Raw genomic sequence first — 21,022 nt, 5'->3', positions numbered from 1 at the left:
CCCTCTTACGACAGACGCGCCGCCAGTACTCCGGTCAAATCCTGATGAATTTCACGCAGCAGGGTTTCCGTTGTTTCCCAGTTAATGCAGGCATCGGTAACGGAAACGCCGTAGCGCATATCACTGCGCGGCTGCTCAGAAGACTGGTTGCCTTCGTGAATGTTACTTTCCAGCATCAGACCCATAATTGAACGGTTGCCATCTTTAATCTGCGCAACGGCAGACTCGGCCACGCCGGACTGGCGACGAAAATCTTTATTAGAATTGCCATGACTGCAATCTATCATCAAGGAAGGACGGAGTCCCGCCTGCTGCATCTCTTTTTCGCACTGCGCCACATCGGCCGGACCGTAGTTCGGGCTTTTCCCACCGCGCAGGATCACATGCCCGTCAGGATTACCCTGGGTTTGCAGCAGGCACACCTGCCCTGCCTGGTTGATACCCACGAAACGGTGTGGCATCGCGGCTGCACGCATTGCATTAATCGCGGTGCCAAGACTGCCATCGGTACCATTTTTGAAGCCTACCGGCATTGAGAGGCCCGACGCCATTTCGCGGTGTGTCTGCGATTCGGTGGTACGTGCACCGATGGCCGACCAACTGAACAGATCGCCAAGGTATTGCGGGCTGTTTGGATCCAGCGCTTCCGTTGCCAGTGGCAAGCCCATCTCCACCAGATTCAACAGTAGCTGACGTGCAATATGGAGGCCAGCTTCCATATCAAAGGTGTTATCCATATGCGGATCGTTGATCAGACCTTTCCAGCCAACCGTGGTACGTGGCTTTTCAAAGTAGACGCGCATCACAATGTAGAGCTGGTCTTCCACCTGGTCCGCCAGTGCTTTCAAATCGCGGGCATAGGCCAGTGCAGCTTCAGTATCGTGGATAGAACAAGGGCCACAGACCACCAGCAAGCGATGATCTTTTCCGCTGATGATATCGGAAATAGTCTGACGTGAAGCGGCAATCTGCCCTTCCAGTACGCTGTTCAGCGGGAACTGTTTTTTCAGTTCTTCCGGGGTAATCAGAATCTGTTCATCAGCGATGTGAACGTTATTCAGCGCATCTTTTTGCATGATCGTCATCCTGGTCATTCGATTAATAGGGGTCCTCAGTGAGGTTGCTGACAACTGTACCAGAATGCGTACATAAAACAATATAGTGATGTACAGATTTATTACCACAGAGAAGAAAGCCACACCAATAAAACAATTTAAATAAATAAATACAATGAGTTAAACAAGAACCCTCAAAATACACCACAACTCAAACTGTAATTATATATTTACAGATAGTATTTCAACATCAAAAAAGCCAATCATTTCCAATACCTGTCCTCCTGAGAGGCGCTATAATTTTTGTCCGTCAGGACAAATAATTCAGAGTGAATCATGAAAATAGTCATACGCCCATTCGAAAACAGTGATGCTGTAGCCTTCGTCGAGGCCGTCAGGGAGTCACTGAAGAGTTTAATACCGTGGATGGCATGGGCCCATGAAGATTACACAGCCGAGGAAGCACTTAAGTGGTTCAGCTACACCCATTTACAGCGCCGTCAGGGCGTAGCGAATGAATGCGGGCTGTTTACAGAAGACGGGCGGCTTCTGGGGGGCGTGGGGCTGCGTTACAGCAGCGGACCCGATATCCCTGCCGCTCTTGGTTACTGGGTACGACGTAGCGAACAGCGTAAAGGTATTGCCCGTCAGGCTGTGTGCCAGATTGCAGCGCAGGCTTTTGAGCAACCGGATATTGACGTCATCGAAATCCTGGCGGCTGAAAGCAATATCGCCAGCCGCGCTGTTGCCACCCGCGTAGGCGCAGAGCTGATTGCCATACGCTTCGGGCTTATCGTATTAAAGAGTGGGCCAATTAACACTGCCATCTATCGGCTTTACCGCCCGCATCAGGTTGCCGAGTGACTGACGCTGCTGCCCGCTGGCATCAATATTCTCTGCAGAAAGCCACTGAACCAGCGCCTGATTGATCGCAGGCCACTCACTATCAATAATCGAGAACCAGTCTGAATCCCGTGAACGCCCTTTGCGTGCCATCATTTGACGAAAGGTTCCTTCCCAGGTAAACCCCAGGCGCAGTGCCGCCTGACGTGAGGGCTCGTTCAAAGAGTCGCACTTCCATTCACAGCGACGATATCCCAGCGTAAAGGCATTGTTGATCATCAGCCAAAGCGCTTCCGTACCGATCACCGTGCGTTTCATCAGAGGTGACCAGGTGACACCACCAATCTCCAGAACGCCGTTAGACGGATCGATGCGTAAATACGATACCAGGCCGACAGGCTTATCACGCCTTGCACAAAAGAGGGTAAAGGTCACAAAGCCGTTCTCGGCTGCACGCTGACTGAGCCAGATACGAAAGGCCTCCACCGATTCAGGACGTTCTTCCGTTAGCCAGGTCCAGTCCCGACCATCGGGCGCTGAAGCATAGGCCGTATAAAGATCCTCGCAATGAAGCTCAACATTCAGGGGTTCCAGCCGGCAGTAAATGCCGACCATTCGGTTTGCTTCTGGTACCGACACTGATTGCCAATAAGGCAATGCCGGACCGACAGGTTGACCAAATTCATTCATACGCTGCGTCATGTCTCTCTCCTTAATCTGCGTTAATTTTCAGCTTAGAAATAACTTTAGCGGCTTGCCAGCATCATGACTGTGCAGTAGCATCCTTTTTTACCTGCACAGGAAACACTCATGATCCGTTTAGCTCTGGTTGGTGACTATCGCCCCGATGCCGTTGCGCATCAGGCCATTCCAAAAGCAGTTCAACTTGCCTCACACGCCCTTCAGCTCAATGTCAGCCCGCAGTGGCTTCCCACTGAATCCATCACCGACAGCGGTGTTTTACAGGAATATGATGCCCTGTGGCTGACGCCGGGTAGTCCGTATAGTAACGACGAGGGGGCATTCCTCACTCTTCGTTATGCCCGTGAAAACAACGTGCCCTTTCTCGGCTCCTGCGGGGGGTTTCAGTATGCCATTGTTGAGTACGCGCGTAATGTCATGGGTTGGAGCGATGCAGGACATGCCGAAACCGACAGCGGTGGGCGTCTGGTGATCGCGCCATTAAGCTGTTCGCTGGTCGAAAAAACCGGGGATATTGTGATTGAACCTGGCTCGCTTCTGGCACAGGCTTACGGTAAGACAGAAATCAGCGAAGGGTATCACTGTAACTTTGGCGTCAACCCGGATTTTGTTGCCGATCTAAAAACGTATCCGCTGCGACTGACAGCCTGGGATCGTGAGGGGGATGTGCGGGCAATGGAACTTCCGGGACATAAATTCTATGCCGCTACATTATTCCAGTCCGAACGCGCTGCACTGCGTGATGAGCTGTCACCACTGGTCGTCGAACTGCTGCGCGCGGCCAGATAATGATGCTGCCTCGCCCGCGATAGCCGACGAGGCAGAGTCTCTTTAGACTGCTTCAGGGGGCGGTGATAACGACCGCTACACGACGATTTTCTGCCCGGCCCTGTGATGTTTTGTTGCTCTGTACCGGGTCGCTGTCACCCAACCCCCGGGTCGTGATATTGCTGCGTGCTACACCGGCTCCGCTTGCCCAGGCATCGGCTACCGCGTTGGCACGCTTCAGTGACAACGCCTCGTTATATTTCTCATCACCATAGTTATCGGTATGCCCATCAAGGCGCGCGTGATGCAGCCCAGTGCTGGAGAGTAACTTAGCCATGCGCTGAACGGTTGCAACACTCTCCGGCGTCAGCTCTGACTTATTTTTACCAAACAGGATCTTCTCAGAGATCCCCAACATCCATCCTTCCGGGATTTCACTAAACCCCTGTGATCGCATAGCGCTGATCTGTTCAGGCGAGAATTTACCCTGAGGTGCGCTCTGGCAGGCCGCCAGTAACAGCACCAATACGAGTCCAGTCATCATTCTTATTGTTTTCATCATATCTCCCATGATTATCACTAAGAAGCAGCACGCTGATGATGCTGCTGCTTCTCCAGATACATACTGCGATCGGCCGCTTCCATCACGCCTTCGGCAGTCGCAGCCTGGCTGGCTACCGCGCGGCCAATACTTAGTGTCATCACCACGGACTCACCGCCCTGAAGATCAATCGGCTCAGCCATGCGCAGATTAATCGCGTCAATCACCGCCTGGACTTCATTATCATGGCTGACATTTTCAAGGATCATGGCAAATTCATCCCCCCCAAAACGGCAGACAAGATGGGTATTTGCAGCACAGTCAGATAATCGCTGCGCTATCGCCATCAGGACTTCATCTCCCGCTGCATGCCCCCAGGTATCATTGATACCCTTAAAGTTATCCCCATCCATAAACAGCAGCGCAGTATGGGTTTTACGGGCACTATCACTCAGCACACTGTCCAGTGCACTGCGAAATGCAGCACGATTGGCCAGCCCGGTCAGCGGATCGTGCAGCGCACGCTTCAGCAGAGAATCTCGCTCCTGTTGCTCACGCAGTTGCCACTTTTCAATTTCGATCAGCAGGCTGTTAAAATCCTCACCGAACACGTGCAGTTCATTAATTTTTGAGGGAGGAACCCGACGTGAAAAATTACGCGTGGCGCGAATATCATGCACAACGCCGGTCATGCTCCTTAACGCAGCGATCAGCCCACTGAATAAATGACGAGTAAACAGGAGTGCGACCAGCGAGGCCAGCAGCAAACAGATCGTCAGCACACTGAGGGAGCGGTAGACAAAGTCCGTCACGGTGGCATCTTCGCCTGTTAGCGTGATATTGCCGACTTTTACCCCATTATGCAGGATGGGTTGCTGTACCGGTTTGGGGAATAACCAGCCGGAGACCGCACGCGCCAGTGGGTCTGTATTCATTTCATGTTCATTCCCCTCACCCCAATGGGCAAGTTCATTGCCTTTTATGTCGGTCACCACTGCCGAAGAGAACTGTCCCTGTTTTCCCAGCTCATTCAGGGTGTCCATCGCGGCATTACCGTCACGAAACACTACTGCAGCTTCCAGGCTGTGGCTGACGGTATAAGCCAGCAGTTGCAGATTCTTATCTGCATACTGACGGAATGACAGCATTGAGGTGGCGGAAATAAACAGCCACGCCACGGTCATCGTGGTCACTACGCTGATCACACTGATACGTAACAGCGCATTGCGAAAGCTGGCCCTGTTGTAATCTGCCGAGGATTTATCCATGTCGCTTACTCCCTGAAGATGCCAGCATTAATACATCGGGATGCACCCGAACGCCGCTTCGACCCAGCGAGTCGAGGTTCACCGAAAAACTCACCCGGTGATTAATAAATTTAAGGCAAAATGCGCTGCCGGTTGCGCACTCAGGGGTTTGTTCAGCAATGGTGAGCAGCGGGCGCAGCTGATAGCTGTTAATCAGTTCAACCTGCTGCTGCGAAGATTCACGGCCAAAGTAGAGAATATCGCACTGCGAGACCAGCGCCTGTTGTGCATCCTCTACGGGGATTGCCTGCCAGACAGCAGGAGGGTGCTCAACTGAAGCTGCGGTGAGCGCAGGAGCGAAGTACGCAGAACGAAAGATACACAGGCGGGGAAGCCCGGTAAGGTGTGGCCATCGGGTATAGCTGATAATACCCGCGACGGTCTGGCGCACGTCTGCCGCTGACACGCCCGAAGGTGCATCAGTTAACGTTTCACTCCTGATCGGCAGAGTGACGCTACTCAGCAAGAGTGGCAGTAACAGCACGCATATTTTCGCCATGAAACCTCTATCATCCCGGCCATTAATTTGGCCCCGTCATCACGGGTTTCATCACCCCACCTCTATTCAGAAATATCCTAACACCCTGTGAAACATTCGTCATCATGTGGCAAATGACAAAAAAGGCCAGCCTCACGGCCAGCCCATTATTCATCCCGACTTATTGCTCTCTCAACCGCTCACATTTAGCGGCGTGATCGCCCGGCGATGGCGCCGTTCAAAATACATGGAAATCACCCCACCGGTCACGACCAGACCCGCGCCGAAAATGGTCGCTGACTCTGGCAATGTGTCCCAGAACAGGTAGCCAATAAATACCGACCAGATCAACGTACTGTAATCAAACGGCGCCAGCAAAGAAGCATCTGCATATTTCAAACTCAGGGTCAGCAGGATTTGCGTAATCCCTCCCAGCAGACCGCAACCAAGCAGCAACATCAGTTGCCTGCCATTCGGTATCGTCCAGCCAAACCACAGTGTGAAAAGCGATGTCAGCGTGGTGGTTATCGCAAACCAGAAAGCAATGGCTCCTGGCTTCTCAATACCATTCAGATAACGAATCTGTATCGATGCACCTGCAATACACACTGCTGCCATCAGCGCCAGAATCATGCCAAGCGTAGACAGCCAGCTCACCGAGCTTAATGCCCCTTCCCGGCCAAAAAATAGCTGGCCAGACATCATCACCAGGATGCCAATAAATCCGGCAATCACTGCCACCCATCGATGATATTTCACCTTCTCACGCAGAAAAATTGCCGCCATGATCACGGTAATCAACGGCGCCGCATAGTTAATGGCAGTCACATCGGTCAGGGAGATATAGAGCAGTGCAAGGTAGCTAAAGTACAGGCCCCCCGTTCCGGCCAGTCCACGCAGAAAATGCCCTTTCACATTGCGGGTACGGATGCCATCAAGGATGTTGCCCTGGCACCACAGCCAGATAAACAGAGGGATCAGCGCAACAGAAGAACGAAAGAAGATCACTTCCCCGACCGGAATGGTGCCATCCAGGCCTTTCACGCAGGCCATCATTAACGTAGAGGTCAGGGCACCGGCGATTTTCATCGACACACCGGTCGAGGGACTGGGCGAAGGGCGCATAGCGTGCAGAATTCCTGGCAGTAGATAGGTATCTATCAAACATACGCGGAATTTTTTTTATATCAGCTTAAAAATCAGCATGAAACGACTTTTTATTTTTTTTCGCGGAGGCAAAAGGCAGGAAATTTCGCAAGATGTATGCGATCGTGACAAACTCAAAAAAAAGGGGCCAACCTTTCGGTCAGCCCCTTTATTGCTATTAACTATCAGATGTCGCTTAAGCGCCCAGACGTTCTTTGATACGTGCAGACTTACCAGTACGCTCACGCAGGTAGTACAGTTTGGCTTTACGTACAGCACCACGACGTTTCACAGCAATCGAGTCGATTACTGGGGAGTGAGTCTGGAATACACGCTCAACGCCTTCGCCGTTAGAAATTTTGCGAACAGTGAATGCAGAATGCAGACCGCGGTTACGAATAGCGATAACCACGCCCTCGAATGCCTGCAGACGCTTTTTAGCACCTTCAACGACCCATACTTTCACTTCCACGGAATCACCCGGACGGAATGAAGGTACGTCCTGTTTCATCTGTTCTTGTTCGATCTGCTTAATAATGTTGCTCATAATTAAATCTCTTATCCTGGGTAAACTGATAGTTAAGGCGAACTAAGCGCTATGCCCGTTCAACCGTATCATCGTTTTGTTGCCTGGGTGTGTTCCCGTTGGAACTCAGCCAGCAACTTTGCTTGCTCTTCAGTCAGAGCCAGGTTTTCCAGAAGTTCAGGTCTTCTAAGCCAGGTACGGCCCAGCGACTGTTTCAGGCGCCACCGGCGAATATCAGCATGGTTGCCCGACAGTAAAACTGGCGGAACCTCCATCCCTTCTAACACCTCAGGCCGGGTATAGTGTGGGCAATCCAGCAAACCATCGGAAAACGAATCTTCCTCGGCTGACGCCTGTTTTCCCAGTACCCCCGGAATAAACCGGGAAACCGAGTCAATCAGCGTCATTGCTGGCAGCTCGCCACCACTGAGTACGTAATCCCCAATCGACCATTCTTCATCGATTTCGGTTTTAATCACGCGCTCATCAATCCCTTCGTAGCGACCACAGACCAGAATTAATTTCTGGTTGGTCGCCAGCTCGCAAACCCCATCTTGATCGAGTTTACGCCCCTGAGGTGACAGATAAATCACCTTAGCGCCTTCTCCTGCCGCCGCTTTTGCTGCGTGGATGGCATCCCGTAAAGGTTGAACCATCATTAGCATTCCCGGACCGCCGCCGTATGGACGTTCGTCCACGGTGCGATGCCGATCATGAGCGAAGTCACGAGGACTCCAGCTCTGAATGCTGAGCAGGCCATTTTTTACTGCCCGGCCAGTTACTCCGTAATCGGTAATTGCGCGAAACATTTCAGGAAACAGGCTGATTACACCAATCCACATACTTTGCGCCGGAGTATTACCGTTTTGTTCGGAGCTCAAAAACCAGGATCCCAATCTACCGTGATAACACGAGTAGTGAGATCGACATTCTTGATAACCTGTTCATCGAGGAACGGAATTAACCGCTCCTGCGCACCGAATGCATCCTTCAGGTTTGCCTTAACGACGATAACGTCGTTCGAACCGGTTTCCATCATATCGATGACTTTACCCAGCTCGTAGCCTTCAGTCGTGACCACCTGGCAGCCCATAAGGTCTTTCCAGTAGTAGTCGCCGTTATCCAGCTCTGGCAGTTGCTCTGAGTCCACGACAATTTCGCAATTGGTCAGTAGGCCCGCGGCATCACGATCGTCAATGCCTTTGACTTTGATGATCATGTCCTGATTGTGGCGCTTCCAGCCTTCCAGCTCGACAAGCTGCCATTGACCCGCCCGCTGGATAAACCACGGCTGATAGTCAAAAATGCTTTCGGCGTCTTCGGTGGAGGAAAACACTTTGAGCCAACCACGAATACCGTAGGCCGAGCCCATCTTCCCCAGAATTAACGGGTTAGCGGGAGGCTGGGCGGTGAGTTGCTTGCTCATGTTGACCACCGTGACAGATTAAGCTGCTTTCTTAGCTTGTTTGATCAGCGCGTTAACGCGATCAGACAGAGTAGCGCCCTGGCCAACCCAGTGCTCAATGCGGTCCAGATCCAGACGCAGTGGTTCAGCCTGACCTGAAGCGATCGGGTTGAAGAAACCAACGCGCTCAATGAAGCGACCGTTGCGAGCATTACGGCTGTCGGTTACGACTACCTGATAAAACGGACGCTTTTTAGCGCCGTGACGTGCCAAACGAATTGTTACCATAACATCCTCTTTAGTTAATAAAACAGCCGGGCCCCATTGAGGGAACGGGGCCCGGATGCAATATAAAAAGCCCGAAAATTTTACTCATTTTGGCGCAAAAAGCAATCTAATTCGCCTGAGTCATTTTCTGGCTGACTTAGCGGCCAGGGAAGCCCGGCGGCATCATACCTTTCATGCCGCGCATCATCTTCGCCATACCGCCCTTCTTCATCTTCTTCATCATGCGCTGCATGTCGTCGAACTGCTTCAATAAGCGGTTAACGTCCTGCACCTGCATACCTGAACCGGTGGCAATGCGGCGCTTACGGGAGCCTTTGATAATCTCAGGTTTTTCACGCTCTTTGCGTGTCATTGAATTAATCATCGCTTCCATGCGCACCAGCACTTTGTCGTCCATCTGCGATTTAACATTATCTGGCAGTTGGCCCATGCCCGGCAGCTTGCCCATCAGGCTCGCCATACCGCCCATGTTGCGCATCTGCTTCAACTGGTCGAGGAAGTCGTTCAGGTCGAAACCATCCCCCTTCTTCAGCTTACTGGCCAGTTTTTCTGCCTGCGCACGGTCTACTTTGCTTTCAATATCTTCGATCAGCGACAACATGTCGCCCATACCGAGAATACGAGAGGCAATACGATCCGGGTAGAACGGTTCCAGGGCTTCGGTTTTCTCACCGACGCCCATAAATTTAATCGGCTTACCGGTAATATGACGAATCGACAGCGCAGCACCACCGCGGGCATCACCGTCGACTTTCGTTAGTACCACACCCGTCAACGGTAAGGCTTCGTTGAACGCTTTCGCGGTGTTGGCGGCATCCTGGCCGGTCATCGCATCAACCACAAACAGTGTTTCAACCGGATTAATCGCGGCGTGAATCTGTTTGATCTCATCCATCATCGCTTCATCAACGTGCAAGCGACCTGCGGTATCCACCAGCAGCACATCGTAGAATTTCAGCTTCGCCTGTTGCAGCGCGCTGGTAACGATATCGACCGGTTTCTGACTGAGGTCTGACGGGCAGAAATCAACGCCGACCTGCTCTGCCAGTGTTTCCAACTGTTTAATCGCCGCAGGGCGATAAACGTCAGCAGACACCACCAGTACTTTTTTCTTGTGCTTTTCACGCAGGAACTTACCCAGCTTACCGACGCTGGTGGTTTTACCCGCACCCTGCAAGCCCGCCATCAGTACCACAGCAGGTGGCTGAGCAGCCAGGTTCAGAGTGTTGTTCTCTTCCCCCATGGCAGCAACCAGTTCGTTTTTAACGATCTTAACGAACTCCTGGCCCGGGGTCAGGCTTTTGTTCACTTCATGACCGACGGCGCGCTCTTTGACGCGTCCGATAAAGTCACGGACGACCGGCAGCGCGACGTCAGCTTCCAGCAACGCCATGCGCACTTCGCGCAGCGTGTCTTTAATATTATCTTCAGTCAGCCGCCCGCGGCCGCTGATATTGCGCAGGGTCTGCGACAGTCTGTCGGTTAAATTATCAAACATCGTCTCTCGCTCAACGTAATGAGAGGCCGCCTCGGCGACACAATGGCGCGGATTATAACATAGAGGCGCTGGGATCTCAGCCATATGCGATGAGATCGTTTGGAGCCAGCAGCCGCTGGCGCTATACTGACTTTTTTCTTCTCTGGCCGATACCTGACGAATTCTATGTCTGTAATTGCGATTCTGGCGCTACTCGCCTACTCATTCAGCCTTGCACTGATCGTTCCCAGCCTGTTGCGTAAAAACAGCACCTGGCGTCGTCTGGCAGTGCTTTCTGCCATCGCCGCCCTGGTTTGCCATGCCGTGGCGCTGGAGCAGCGTATTTTCGGACCAGATGGCGGGCAGAACCTCAGCCTGCTGAACATTGGTTCGCTGGTGAGCCTGTTGATCTGTGCGATTATGACGATTGTTGCCTCCCGCAACCGTGGCTGGATTTTGCTGCCGATTGTTTACAGCTTTGCGCTGATCAACCTGGCATTTGCCACATTTGTGCCTAACGCCTTTATTACCCACCTGGAAACCACGCCGGGCATGATGGTGCACATCGGGCTGGCACTTTTCGCCTATGCCACACTAATTATTGCCGCACTGTATGCATTACAGCTGGCCTGGATTGACTGGCTACTGAAGAACAAGAAGCTGGCCTTCAGCAACGATATCCCTCCGCTGATGACCATCGAACGTAAAATGTTTCATATCACCCAGATCGGCGTGGTGCTGTTAACGCTGGTACTCTGTACCGGATTGTTCTATCTGCAAGATCTGTTCAGCCGTGAAAATATCGATAAAGCCGTGCTGTCTATCCTGGCCTGGTTCCTCTATATCGTCCTGCTGTGGGGCCATTATCACGAAGGCTGGCGCGGTCGCCGTGTCGTATGGTTCAACTGCGGAGGCGCATTTTTACTGACCATGGCTTATTTCGGTAGCCGCATGCTGCAGCACTTCCTAACCTCCTGATTGACCACCACAAGGATTTCCCTTGGAACACGTTTCAACCACGACCCTGATCATCACGCTGGTTATTATGATTTTGGTGTCGGCGTACTTTTCCGGTTCCGAAACCGGCATGATGACACTCAACCGCTACAAGCTGCGTCATCAGGCTAAAAATGGTAACCGTGCCGCACGTCGTGTCGAAAAATTACTGCGTCGTCCTGACCGACTGATCAGCCTGGTGCTGATCGGCAATAACCTGGTCAACATTCTGGCCTCTGCGCTGGGAACCATTGTCGGCATGCGTTTGTATGGCGATGCGGGTGTGGCGATTGCCACCGGCATTCTGACCTTTCTTGTTCTGGTTTTTGCTGAAATCTTGCCAAAAACCATCGCAGCGCTCTATCCGGAAAAAGTGGCCTTCCCCAGCAGCGTGCTGCTCGGCCCCTTGCAGATTGTTATGATGCCGCTGGTATGGCTGCTGAACACCATTACCCGCATGCTGATGCGTCTGGTGGGAATGAAGAGCGATGGCGCAATCAGTGCGGCTTTGAGCAAAGACGAATTGCGTACCATCGTGTACGAATCGCGTTCACTGATGTCACGCCGCAATCAGGATATGCTGCTGTCCGTCCTCGATCTTGAAAAAGTGAATGTCGATGACATCATGGTGCCGCGTAACGAAATTGTCGGTATCAATATTAACGACGACTGGAAATCGATCGTACGCCAGCTGACTCACTCACCCCACGGCCGTATCGTCCTGTATCGCGACACCCTCGACAATGCCATGAGCATGCTGCGTGTGCGCGAAGCTTATCGTCTGATGACCGAGAAGAAAGAGTTCACCAAAGAGGTGATGCTGCGCGCCGCGGATGAAATTTACTATGTGCCAGAAGGAACACCGCTCAACGTACAGCTGGTCAAGTTCCAGCGGAATAAGAAGAAGGTCGGGCTGGTCGTCGATGAGTACGGCGATATTAAAGGTCTGGTGACCATCGAAGATATTCTGGAAGAGATTGTCGGCGACTTCACCACGTCCATGTCCCCGACGCTGGCCGAAGAAGTGGTACCACAGAATGATGGTTCGGTATTGATTGAGGGCAGCGCAAACATACGCGAGCTCAATAAAGCCTTTAACTGGACACTGCCGGAAGTCGAAGCGCGCACCGTTAACGGCATGATCCTTGAGGCATTGCAGGATATTCCGCTCGCCAATACCACGGTACAAATTGGCCATTATGCCGTCGACATTCTGGACGTGCAGGACAATATGATTAAGCAGGTACGGATTACACCGCAAACGTCGCTAAAGGAGTCGGTGGGATCGTCGTAGGGGTCAGGCATGCCTGACCCGGGCGAAGCATGCTTCGCCCCTACGATTTAGATATGCAGTTCTTTCAGTTTTTCTTTCGGCAGCGCCAGTTCATCGTTACGGTTAACGCGAATGTCGTTGTCGAGGATGTTACGCGCGATGTCCTGCGCTTCATCCAGTGAGTGCATTTCACAGGTCCCGCACTGATAAATATTCAGTTCAGGGATATCACTCTGGTTTTTCACTTTCAGCACATCAGCCATCGCGGCTTTCCATGCTTTTGCTACACGCTGCTCGTCCGGCGTGCCAATCAGGCTCATGTAGAAGCCCGTACGGCAACCCATTGGCGAAATATCAATGATTTCCACACCGTCACCGTTCAGGTGATCGCGCATGAAGCCGGCAAAAAGGTGCTCCAGCGTGTGGATACCGCGTTCGGTCAAAATCTCGATATTCGGTCGGCAGAAACGCAGATCGAAAACCGTGATGGTGTCGCCAGCAGGGGTATTCATGGTTTTAGCTACGCGTACAGCAGGAGCGGCCATGATGGTGTGATCGACGGTAAAGCTATCCAGCAATGGCATACTTGTTACCTCAACAAATGAATTTATTTTTGAACTGATGAAACTTTCTCGAACGCTGCGCGTCTGAATATATGAAAGACGCGCATTTGTTATCATCCATCTCATCCCTGACAACAACAGAGATGCGAATTTTGGCCACAGTTATGTGGCCTTTTTCTTTTGTATCGCTTAGCTCTTACCTTTCAAAAAGGTTTCAAGGTCAAGCGTATCACTTTCTTCAATGTCCTGCTGACTATCCTGCGAGCGTTGCGCTTCATCGCTAAACTGCTGTTCGGTCAGCACTTCCAGTGACTCTTCGCTTAACTGAGCACGATACTGCTCGGCCAGGGCCAGCCCGGCACCCGCGATACCGTTCTCTTTTAAAATATCCAGGAATCGCGCGGAATAGGTCAGATCGGGATCGTCGAATGATGCCACCAGTCGGTCACAAACTTCCTGGTAATGATGTTCGTCACTCTGACTGTCGAGCGTTTCCGCCACGCGACGGAGATCGCTGAACAATGCCTTGCCCACATCAACCAGCAAATGCTGCGACTCTTCGCATCCCATGCTGATCGTCTGACCGGGTTTGCGCCCTTCAAGGATCACTCGATTCCAGTTTTTACGTGTGCAGGCAAGCTCAGCGCTGTTCATCTCAGGCGCATCGGCCAGCGTACACCAGACCAGGAACAAATCGAGGAACCGCACCTGGTTCGCATCCACACCAATCGGTGAGAAGGGATTAATGTCCAGTGAGCGGACTTCGATATATTCAATCCCACCGCGCTGCAGTGCATCCGAAGGTGCCTCGCCAGAACGTGTCACACGCTTTGGTCGGATCGGCGCGTACAGCTCGTTTTCAATCTGCAATACATTGGTATTCAGCTGTAACCAGTCACCGTTTTCATCTTTCACCCCCATCGCAGCAAACTCTTCCGACGGTGTTTTAATCGCCGCTTTCAGACCAGTAATGTAGTCCGGAAGATTGTTGAAGGTGATGCCAAGATTACTCTGGGATTTATTGGTATAGCCCAGATCGCTCAGACGCAGTGAGGTCGCATACGGCAGTGACAGCATTCCCTTATCACTGCGATCAAACGGCAGTGCGCTCTCCTTGCCTTGCAGGAATGAGGAACAGATCGCCGGTGAAGCACCGAACAGATACGGGATCACCCAGCCAAAGCGATAATAGTTACGGATCAGGCGCAGATAGCCATCAGAGATAGCCTCTTTTCCGCTTTCAGCATCCTTCACCCCAGCCCACTCCTGCCAGAAGGAGAGCGGCAGTGAGAAGTTATAATGCACGCCAGAGATAATCTGCATCAGCGCGCCGTAACGGTTTTTGAGACCCTGGCGATACAGTGTTTTCATCTGGCCAATATTCGAACGACCATACTGCGCCAGCTCGATATCCTGATCGGGAGCGATCATGCATGGCATGCTCATCGGCCACATACGTTCTTCGCCTAACTCACGGGCGACATGGCGATGGATATCCCGCAAGAATGCCAGCAGATGATCAATATCCTGATGGACCGGCGTGATAAATTCTAATAATGCTTCGGCAAAGTCAGTGGTAATCCACTTATGTGTTAAAGCTGAACCAAGAGAAGCTGGGTGTCCGGTAGTGGCAAGATGGCCATCCGGCCTGACGCGCAGCGTTTCGCGCTCAATGCCGCGACCAATACCTTTAAGTGCGTCAGGATGAGCTTCCAGCCAGGAAAGCGCCTGTGATACGTCCGGGATCAAATTGACCTCCCGCTCAGAGAAAAATTTATTATTGTTCAGCATAATGTTAACCGTAGCGCCGCCTTAAAGCGAATCAATGCCACCATTCCATGCCCTGTAGTGTTGCGGCTGCCAGCACCAGATAACGCAGGGTCTTACCGATAGCGAGACATATCACCATCGGCAGCCAGGCGAAACGTAGCCAGCCAGCAAGAACGCATAGCAGATCACCAATCACTGGTAACCAGCTAAAAAGCAGCGCAGCAGGCCCCATTCGGTGCAGCCACGCCGTTGCTGTGTTGTGCCATCGCCCCTGACTTTTTAATGGAAGCAGGCGACCCATAACGATGTTGGTTAAACCACCCAGAGTATTTCCCAGTGCGGCAATCAGGATCAATGCCGTGACAGAAACCTTCCCCGCCAGCAGTAACCCCACCAGTAACGCTTCAGAACTCCCCGGCAATAACGTGGCGCTCAAAAAGCTACTGGCAAACATCGAACCGTAAGCTAACCATTCACTCACAGCAGACGGACATCCACCGCATCCATACCTGCCGCACGTGCCGCCTGTATACCAAAATCAGCGTCTTCAAACACCACACAGCGTGCAGCGGGTACGCCGATCAATTCAGCGCAACGCAGAAATGTATCAGGTTCTGGCTTATGGCGTTTAACATCATCTGCTCCGACAATGGCATCAAAGTGATTCAGTAGCCCCAGATGCTGTAACAGCCCCACCGCCATTGCATGCTCACTGCCGGTGCCTACCGCCATTGGACGGCGCCCTTTATAGGCCTTCACCACATCAATGAGCGGTAATGGCTGTACGCTGTCGAACAGCATCGTTTTCAGTAATGCCGTCTTTTCTTCGGCCAACCGGTAAGGATCAAGATCGCTTTGCTGGCTGGCAATGATCACCTGCGCAATGTGCCAGGTTGGCGAACCGTTCAGGCCAATGATGGCCGTTTCATCGAAGGTCATGCCATATTGCCCCAGCACCTGATGCCAGGCTTTACGGTGTGTTGGCTCGGTATCGAGGATGGTGCCATCCATATCGAATATCAGGCCGTCATAAGCATCGTACATTCTCGCATCCATTCTGATAACGGAACGATTACTTTAGCGTAAAAGCACCCTCGTTGTCGCTGTTGGCATGGATCAGCAAATGCTTTGAAAAATATAGGGATTTTGATTATCAGATAAATGCGTGAGATAAAGCGCAGGTTAATTTGAGTTAAGTGAGTAATTCGTAAGAAGGATTTTGAGAAAAGTGCAGAAAGGAGTAATGGTGTTACCCGTACAAAGGGGCTTTTAATCTTGTAAAAGATGGTGCATCCAAGAGGATGGATTCGGCTTCGCCTTACCCTGACGGGCCGTTGCAAGCGACGTTATCCTCCTTTGTGCTGGCGTTCACTGCTCTACAACATGCCAGTACAGAGGTGCTTCTAATCCTACAAAATATGGTGCATCCAGGAGGATTCGAACCTCCGACCGCTCGGTTCGTAGCCGAGTACTCTATCCAGCTGAGCTATGGATGCATTGGTAAAACGTATGACGCTGTGTAGTGAAGAATAGAGTGCTTCCCATTCATACAAAATAGGGTGCATCCAGGAGGATGATTCGGCTTCGCCTCACCCTGACGGGCCGTCGCAAGCGACGTTATCCTCCTTTGTTCTGGCGTTCACTGCTCTACAACATGCCAGTACAGAGGTGCTTTTAATCTTACAAAATATGGTGCATCCAGGAGGATTCGAACCTCCGACCGCTCGGTTCGTAGCCGAGTACTCTATCCAGCTGAGCTATGGATGCATTGGTAAAGCTATGCAGTAGTTTACTCTGCACGTTAACGCTATTGGGGGAGGTAAAGCGACAAACCTGAGGAGATACTGAAGAAAATCACGACCACTCGTTGAGAACGGTGCATCCAGGAGGATTATTCGGCTTCGCCTCACCCTGACGGGCCGTCGCAAGCGACGTTATCCTGCTTTGTGCTGGCGTTTACTGCTCTACAACATGCCAGTACAGAGGTGCTTCCCACTCTTACTAAATATGGTGCATCCAGGAGGATTCGAACCTCCGACCGCTCGGTTCGTAGCCGAGTACTCTATCCAGCTGAGCTATGGATGCATTGCTAATTCTTGTATAACGCAGGGTGCTGACTACTCACCATGACGCAGGGCTGCTAACGCTGCATCGGTACTACCCAAAATTAAAGCCGCACTAAGCAGCCTTAAAGAATATGGTGCATCCAGGAGGATTCGAACCTCCGACCGCTCGGTTCGTAGCCGAGTACTCTATCCAGCTGAGCTATGGATGCAAAATGGCGGTGAGGCGGGGATTCGAACCCCGGATGCAGCTTTTGACCGCATACTCCCTTAGCAGGGGAGCGCCTTCAGCCTCTCGGCCACCTCACCACTAGCACTCTTTCGAGTTGTGCTTCAGAACGTTGTATCTGCTCATCGGCACTGCGTGGCGCACATATTACTTTCTGGGCGTTGTAAGTCAAACAATTTCTCCCCCTTTTTTCATCACTCGCGTCTGATTGCACAAAAGCCACGCAAGTCGACCACTTTGACGACAAAAAGAGTGATTTATCAACAAAGAATACCGCGAATTTCAGGTGAAACAACGACGACGAAAATGAGCACAGCAGAAAAATTCTGGCAAAAGAATGATGCAAATGGGGGATAAATGGGGAAAAAGCTAACAGGAGATAGATAAAGGGGGGCGAAAACCGGTAGCGCCTCGCTACTGGGAGCGAGGCGCTGGATCCGTTAGTAACTTGTTTGCTGAGTCTTTTCGGCCTGGATGCGCTGATAGATCTCTTCACGATGCACCGAAACTTCTTTAGGGGCGTTCACACCAATACGTACCTGGTTACCTTTGACTCCCAGCACAGTTACAGTCACCTCATCACCGATCATGAGGGTTTCACCAACTCGACGAGTTAGAATAAGCATTCTTTGCTCCTTGAAAGATTAAAAGAGTCGGGTTACGTGCTTCCCGGCATTATCCATCGTATAACGCTAAATGTAGATTATGACAAATACACCAATAGCGCACCTGTCTGCCAATACATTCTGCTGATACTTAGTTTAGCCGAAAACCAGATCATCAACCTGACTTTATGATTACAGGGGCGTATCGCTTGAACAAACGCCCATCCCAGAGGGGCCTGAGCGCTTCTCCACGATACATTTTTATAGTGTTACAGTTTTGCAGCCACCCATGCCTCAACGCCAGCCAGAGCCGCAGGCAGCGCCTGCGCATCTGTACCGCCGGCCTGAGCCATATCCGGTCGACCGCCACCCTTACCACCGACCCGCTGAGCCAACTCGCCCACCAGTTCGCCCGCTTTTACGCGATCGGTCAGGTCTTTAGTCACCCCGGCAATCAGGGATACTTTGCCATCAGCGACGGTTGCCAGCACGATAACCGCAGAGCCAAGCTGGTTTTTCAGGTCATCGACCATCGTACGCAGCATCTTAGGCTCAACGTTGCTCAGTTCGCTGACCAGCAGCCTGGTGCCCTTCAACGCAATAGCTTTACTGCTCAGTGAGGCACTTTCTTGCGCAGCTTGTTGATCTTTCAACTGCTGCAACTCTTTTTCCAGCCCGCGTGCATGGTCAATCAGCGCGCGAACTTTTTCATTCAAATTACTGTTATTGGCTTTCACCAGGTGAGCAATATCAAGCAACTGCTCATTCTGGCTGTAAACCTGCGCCAGTGCGCCTTCACCGGTCACGGCTTCAATACGGCGTACGCCTGCAGCAGTGCCCGACTCTGACGTAATACGGAACAGACCGATATCACCGGTACGGCTGGCGTGAACACCACCACACAACTCGGTAGAGAAGTCGCCCATGCCAACCACACGCACATGATCATCATACTTCTCACCAAACAACGCCATCGCACCGTGTGCTTTCGCCGCTTCGAGTTCCATGATGTTGGTATCAATCGGCAGGTTACGACGGATCTGGGCGTTGACGATCTCTTCGACCTGACGAATTTCAACCGGCTTCATCGCTTCGAAATGCGAGAAGTCAAAACGCAGGTACTTATCGTTAACCAGAGAGCCTTTCTGCGCGACATGGTCGCCCAGAACCTGGCGCAACGCAGCATGCAGCAGGTGCGTTGCCGAGTGGTTAAGGCGAATGCGTGCACGACGAGTTTCATTGACCTGAGCCGCAATGCGGTCGCCTACACGCAGTTGGCCGGAAGCCAGTTTACCGATATGACCGATCGCTTGTGCGTATTTCTGTGTGTCGTTAACCGTGAACGTGGCACCCTTTTCGCTTTTCAGCTCACCGGTATCACCTACCTGACCACCGGATTCACCATAGAATGGTGTTTCGTCAAGAACGATCACCCCTTCCTGACCGGCACGGATTTCATCCGCCGCCTGTCCGTCAACGAAAATGGCGGTCACCGCCGCATTCAGCGCTAACTGCTCGTAGCCTTTAAAAGCTGACGCCTGCTCGATACGGATAACGTTGTTGTAGTCCGTCCCGAAACCACTGCCACTGCGTGCACGTTGACGCTGCTGCTCCATCGCCTGTTCAAAGCCGGCTTCATCAATTTTCAGGTTACGCTCACGGCACACATCGGCAGTGAGGTCAGCCGGGAAACCGAAGGTGTCGTACAGACGGAAGACGGTTTCACCGTCCAGCGTATCACCCTCCAGGTTTTCCAGCTCTTCATCCAGTAAAGCCAGACCGCGTTCCAGCGTTTTCGCAAACTGCTCTTCTTCCGTTTTAAGGATTTTCTCAACCAGCGACTGCTGATTTTTCAACTCTTCGCCAGCCGCACCCATCACGGCGATCAGCGGAGCCACCAGCTTGTAGAAGAATGTCCCTTCTGCACCCAGCATGTTGCCATGACGTACTGCGCGACGAATGATACGACGCAGCACATAACCCCGGTTTTCACTGGACGGGATGACACCATCAGCGATCAGGAACGCACAGGAACGAATATGGTCAGCGATCACGCGCAGGGATTTATTCCCCAGATCGGTGGCTCCAGTCTCTTGTGCAACTGATTGGATCAGCTGTGCAAACAGATCGATTTCATAGTTGGAGTTCACATGTTGCAGGACCGCGCTGATACGTTCCAGGCCCATGCCGGTATCCACGGAAGGTTTCGGCAGTGGCAGCATCGTGCCGTCAGACTGACGGTTGAACTGCATAAAGACGATGTTCCAGATCTCAATGTAACGATCGCCATCTTCTTCCGGGCTACCCGGAGGGCCACCCCAGATGTGATCGCCGTGGTCGAAGAAGATCTCAGAGCACGGGCCGCATGGACCGGTATCGCCCATTTGCCAGAAGTTATCAGAGGCGTAGGCGCCACCTTTGTTGTCACCGATACGGATAATACGCTCACGTGGTACACCGATCTCGTTTTCCCAGATGCCGTAAGCTTCGTCATCGGTTTCGTACACGGTCACCCACAGTTTCTCTTTAGGCAGACCGAACCACTCGGGGCTGGTCAGCAACTCCCATGCAAAGGCAATCGCTTCTTTTTTGAAGTAATCGCCAAAGCTGAAGTTACCCAACATTTCGAAGAAAGTATGGTGACGGGCGGTGTAACCTACGTTTTCAAGGTCGTTGTGTTTACCACCGGCGCGCACGCAGCGCTGCGAGGTCGTCGCCCGGGAGTAGTTGCGCTTATCCTGACCAAGGAAAACGTCTTTAAACTGGTTCATCCCGGCGTTAGTGAATAACAGCGTCGGGTCATTGTTCGGGACGAGGGAGCTACTGGCTACAACCTGATGTCCCTTGCTCTGGAAAAAGTCGAGAAACGCTTGACGAATCTCCGCAGTGCTCTTGCTCATATTTGTCCTGGAATCACGCTAACGAACGTTTCGTGGGTCTTGCTACGCCGGTATTGCTTTCGCCAGCGACGACACACGAACAAAAAG

21 protein-coding genes and 5 tRNA genes are annotated in these 21,022 nt (G+C 52.1%); 4 read left to right on the top strand and 22 right to left on the bottom strand.

Translation table 11 applies throughout. From position 1 onward, the window contains the following. Nucleotides 1–5 precede the first annotated feature (5 nt). Complete coding sequence (locus FY046_RS17570; RefSeq protein WP_133845977.1) at nt 6–1,076, bottom strand: 3-deoxy-7-phosphoheptulonate synthase; 1,071 nt, start codon at nt 1,074–1,076, stop codon at nt 6–8. 315 nt (nt 1,077–1,391) lie between these two features. Between FY046_RS17570 and FY046_RS17565 the strand changes: the two genes are divergently transcribed. Further along, nucleotides 1,392–1,919 carry a GNAT family N-acetyltransferase gene (locus FY046_RS17565; protein ID WP_133845978.1) on the top strand — a complete coding sequence of 176 codons (528 nt, stop codon included), beginning with the start codon at nt 1,392–1,394 and terminating at the stop codon, nt 1,917–1,919. Here the strand turns inward: FY046_RS17565 and FY046_RS17560 are convergent. After that, nucleotides 1,854–2,600 carry a GNAT family N-acetyltransferase gene (locus FY046_RS17560; protein ID WP_133845979.1) on the bottom strand — a complete coding sequence of 249 codons (747 nt, stop codon included), beginning with the start codon at nt 2,598–2,600 and terminating at the stop codon, nt 1,854–1,856. The two genes, FY046_RS17565 and FY046_RS17560, sit on opposite strands and share 66 nt — an antisense overlap. A gap of 108 nt (nt 2,601–2,708) precedes the next feature. Between FY046_RS17560 and FY046_RS17555 the strand changes: the two genes are divergently transcribed. Then, complete coding sequence (locus FY046_RS17555; protein WP_167863249.1) at nt 2,709–3,389, top strand: CTP synthase C-terminal region-related (seleno)protein; 681 nt, start codon at nt 2,709–2,711, stop codon at nt 3,387–3,389. Between the two features lie 52 nt (nt 3,390–3,441). Here the strand turns inward: FY046_RS17555 and FY046_RS17550 are convergent, their stop codons facing one another. The 9 genes from FY046_RS17550 to ffh form a co-directional block, all read right to left on the bottom strand. Further along, nucleotides 3,442–3,912: an OmpA family protein gene (locus FY046_RS17550; RefSeq protein ID WP_374760153.1), complete on the bottom strand. Its 471-nt coding sequence runs from the start codon at nt 3,910–3,912 to the stop codon at nt 3,442–3,444. 35 nt (nt 3,913–3,947) lie between these two features. Further along, nucleotides 3,948–5,177 (bottom strand): diguanylate cyclase DgcN, encoded by a 1,230-nt coding sequence (dgcN, locus tag FY046_RS17545; protein WP_133845982.1) that lies wholly within the window; start codon nt 5,175–5,177, stop codon nt 3,948–3,950. After that, on the bottom strand, nt 5,170–5,715 hold the full coding sequence (locus tag FY046_RS17540; protein ID WP_133845983.1) for a YfiR family protein: 546 nt from the start codon (nt 5,713–5,715) through the stop codon (nt 5,170–5,172). Before FY046_RS17540 ends, dgcN begins: the two co-directional genes overlap by 8 nt. Before the next feature lie 171 nt (nt 5,716–5,886). Next, a complete protein-coding gene (locus tag FY046_RS17535) occupies nt 5,887–6,819 on the bottom strand; it encodes a DMT family transporter (RefSeq protein WP_421508078.1) in 933 nt (310 codons plus the stop codon). A gap of 217 nt (nt 6,820–7,036) precedes the next feature. Then, nucleotides 7,037–7,387: a 50S ribosomal protein L19 gene (gene rplS, locus FY046_RS17530; RefSeq protein ID WP_133845985.1), complete on the bottom strand. Its 351-nt coding sequence runs from the start codon at nt 7,385–7,387 to the stop codon at nt 7,037–7,039. A gap of 68 nt (nt 7,388–7,455) precedes the next feature. Next, nucleotides 7,456–8,208 carry a tRNA (guanosine(37)-N1)-methyltransferase TrmD gene (gene trmD, locus FY046_RS17525; protein ID WP_133845986.1) on the bottom strand — a complete coding sequence of 251 codons (753 nt, stop codon included), beginning with the start codon at nt 8,206–8,208 and terminating at the stop codon, nt 7,456–7,458. A 35-nt stretch (nt 8,209–8,243) separates the two neighbouring features. Continuing rightward, nucleotides 8,244–8,792 carry a ribosome maturation factor RimM gene (rimM, locus tag FY046_RS17520; protein WP_133845987.1) on the bottom strand — a complete coding sequence of 183 codons (549 nt, stop codon included), beginning with the start codon at nt 8,790–8,792 and terminating at the stop codon, nt 8,244–8,246. Nucleotides 8,793–8,810: 18 nt separating this feature from the next. After that, nucleotides 8,811–9,059 (bottom strand): 30S ribosomal protein S16, encoded by a 249-nt coding sequence (rpsP, locus tag FY046_RS17515; RefSeq protein WP_004155935.1) that lies wholly within the window; start codon nt 9,057–9,059, stop codon nt 8,811–8,813. 136 nt (nt 9,060–9,195) lie between these two features. Continuing rightward, entirely contained in the window at nt 9,196–10,557 is a 1,362-nt protein-coding gene (gene ffh, locus FY046_RS17510) for a signal recognition particle protein (RefSeq protein ID WP_133845988.1), read from the bottom strand. A gap of 165 nt (nt 10,558–10,722) precedes the next feature. Between ffh and FY046_RS17505 the strand changes: the two genes are divergently transcribed. Both FY046_RS17505 and FY046_RS17500 read left to right on the top strand, forming a co-directional pair. Then, complete coding sequence (locus tag FY046_RS17505) at nt 10,723–11,514, top strand: cytochrome C assembly family protein (RefSeq protein WP_133845989.1); 792 nt, start codon at nt 10,723–10,725, stop codon at nt 11,512–11,514. A 22-nt stretch (nt 11,515–11,536) separates the two neighbouring features. After that, nucleotides 11,537–12,826 (top strand): HlyC/CorC family transporter, encoded by a 1,290-nt coding sequence (locus FY046_RS17500; protein ID WP_159337964.1) that lies wholly within the window; start codon nt 11,537–11,539, stop codon nt 12,824–12,826. Nucleotides 12,827–12,873: 47 nt separating this feature from the next. Here the strand turns inward: FY046_RS17500 and luxS are convergent, their stop codons facing one another. From luxS to alaS, 11 genes are all read right to left on the bottom strand, one after another. Next, nucleotides 12,874–13,389: an S-ribosylhomocysteine lyase gene (gene luxS, locus FY046_RS17495; RefSeq protein WP_133845991.1), complete on the bottom strand. Its 516-nt coding sequence runs from the start codon at nt 13,387–13,389 to the stop codon at nt 12,874–12,876. Nucleotides 13,390–13,557: 168 nt separating this feature from the next. Next, nucleotides 13,558–15,159 carry a glutamate--cysteine ligase gene (gshA, locus tag FY046_RS17490; protein WP_171149914.1) on the bottom strand — a complete coding sequence of 534 codons (1,602 nt, stop codon included), beginning with the start codon at nt 15,157–15,159 and terminating at the stop codon, nt 13,558–13,560. 31 nt (nt 15,160–15,190) lie between these two features. After that, nucleotides 15,191–15,619: a YqaA family protein gene (locus FY046_RS17485; RefSeq protein ID WP_133845992.1), complete on the bottom strand. Its 429-nt coding sequence runs from the start codon at nt 15,617–15,619 to the stop codon at nt 15,191–15,193. Further along, nucleotides 15,616–16,182, bottom strand: a complete 567-nt coding sequence (gene yqaB, locus FY046_RS17480; RefSeq protein WP_133845993.1) for a fructose-1-phosphate/6-phosphogluconate phosphatase — start codon at nt 16,180–16,182, stop codon at nt 15,616–15,618. Before yqaB ends, FY046_RS17485 begins: the two co-directional genes overlap by 4 nt. 375 nt (nt 16,183–16,557) lie before the next feature. After that, a tRNA-Arg gene (locus tag FY046_RS17475) sits at nt 16,558–16,634 on the bottom strand. A 194-nt stretch (nt 16,635–16,828) separates the two neighbouring features. Beyond that, nucleotides 16,829–16,905 (bottom strand) — tRNA-Arg (locus FY046_RS17470). Nucleotides 16,906–17,146: 241 nt separating this feature from the next. Next, nucleotides 17,147–17,223, bottom strand: a tRNA-Arg gene (locus FY046_RS17465). 113 nt (nt 17,224–17,336) lie between these two features. Further along, nucleotides 17,337–17,413, bottom strand: a tRNA-Arg gene (locus FY046_RS17460). Nucleotides 17,414–17,417: 4 nt separating this feature from the next. Next, nucleotides 17,418–17,510: transfer RNA gene (locus FY046_RS17455), tRNA-Ser, on the bottom strand. 360 nt (nt 17,511–17,870) lie between these two features. Next, nucleotides 17,871–18,056, bottom strand: a complete 186-nt coding sequence (gene csrA / locus FY046_RS17450; protein ID WP_004155916.1) for a carbon storage regulator CsrA — start codon at nt 18,054–18,056, stop codon at nt 17,871–17,873. 248 nt (nt 18,057–18,304) lie between these two features. Beyond that, nucleotides 18,305–20,935 (bottom strand): alanine--tRNA ligase, encoded by a 2,631-nt coding sequence (gene alaS / locus FY046_RS17445; protein ID WP_133845994.1) that lies wholly within the window; start codon nt 20,933–20,935, stop codon nt 18,305–18,307. Nucleotides 20,936–21,022: the final 87 nt, after the last annotated feature.

It is taken from the genome of Erwinia sp. 1181_3 (genome assembly GCF_052824965.1).
The sequence above is the reverse complement of the archived record's forward strand: the minus strand, read 5'-3'. Positions and strand labels throughout refer to the sequence as shown.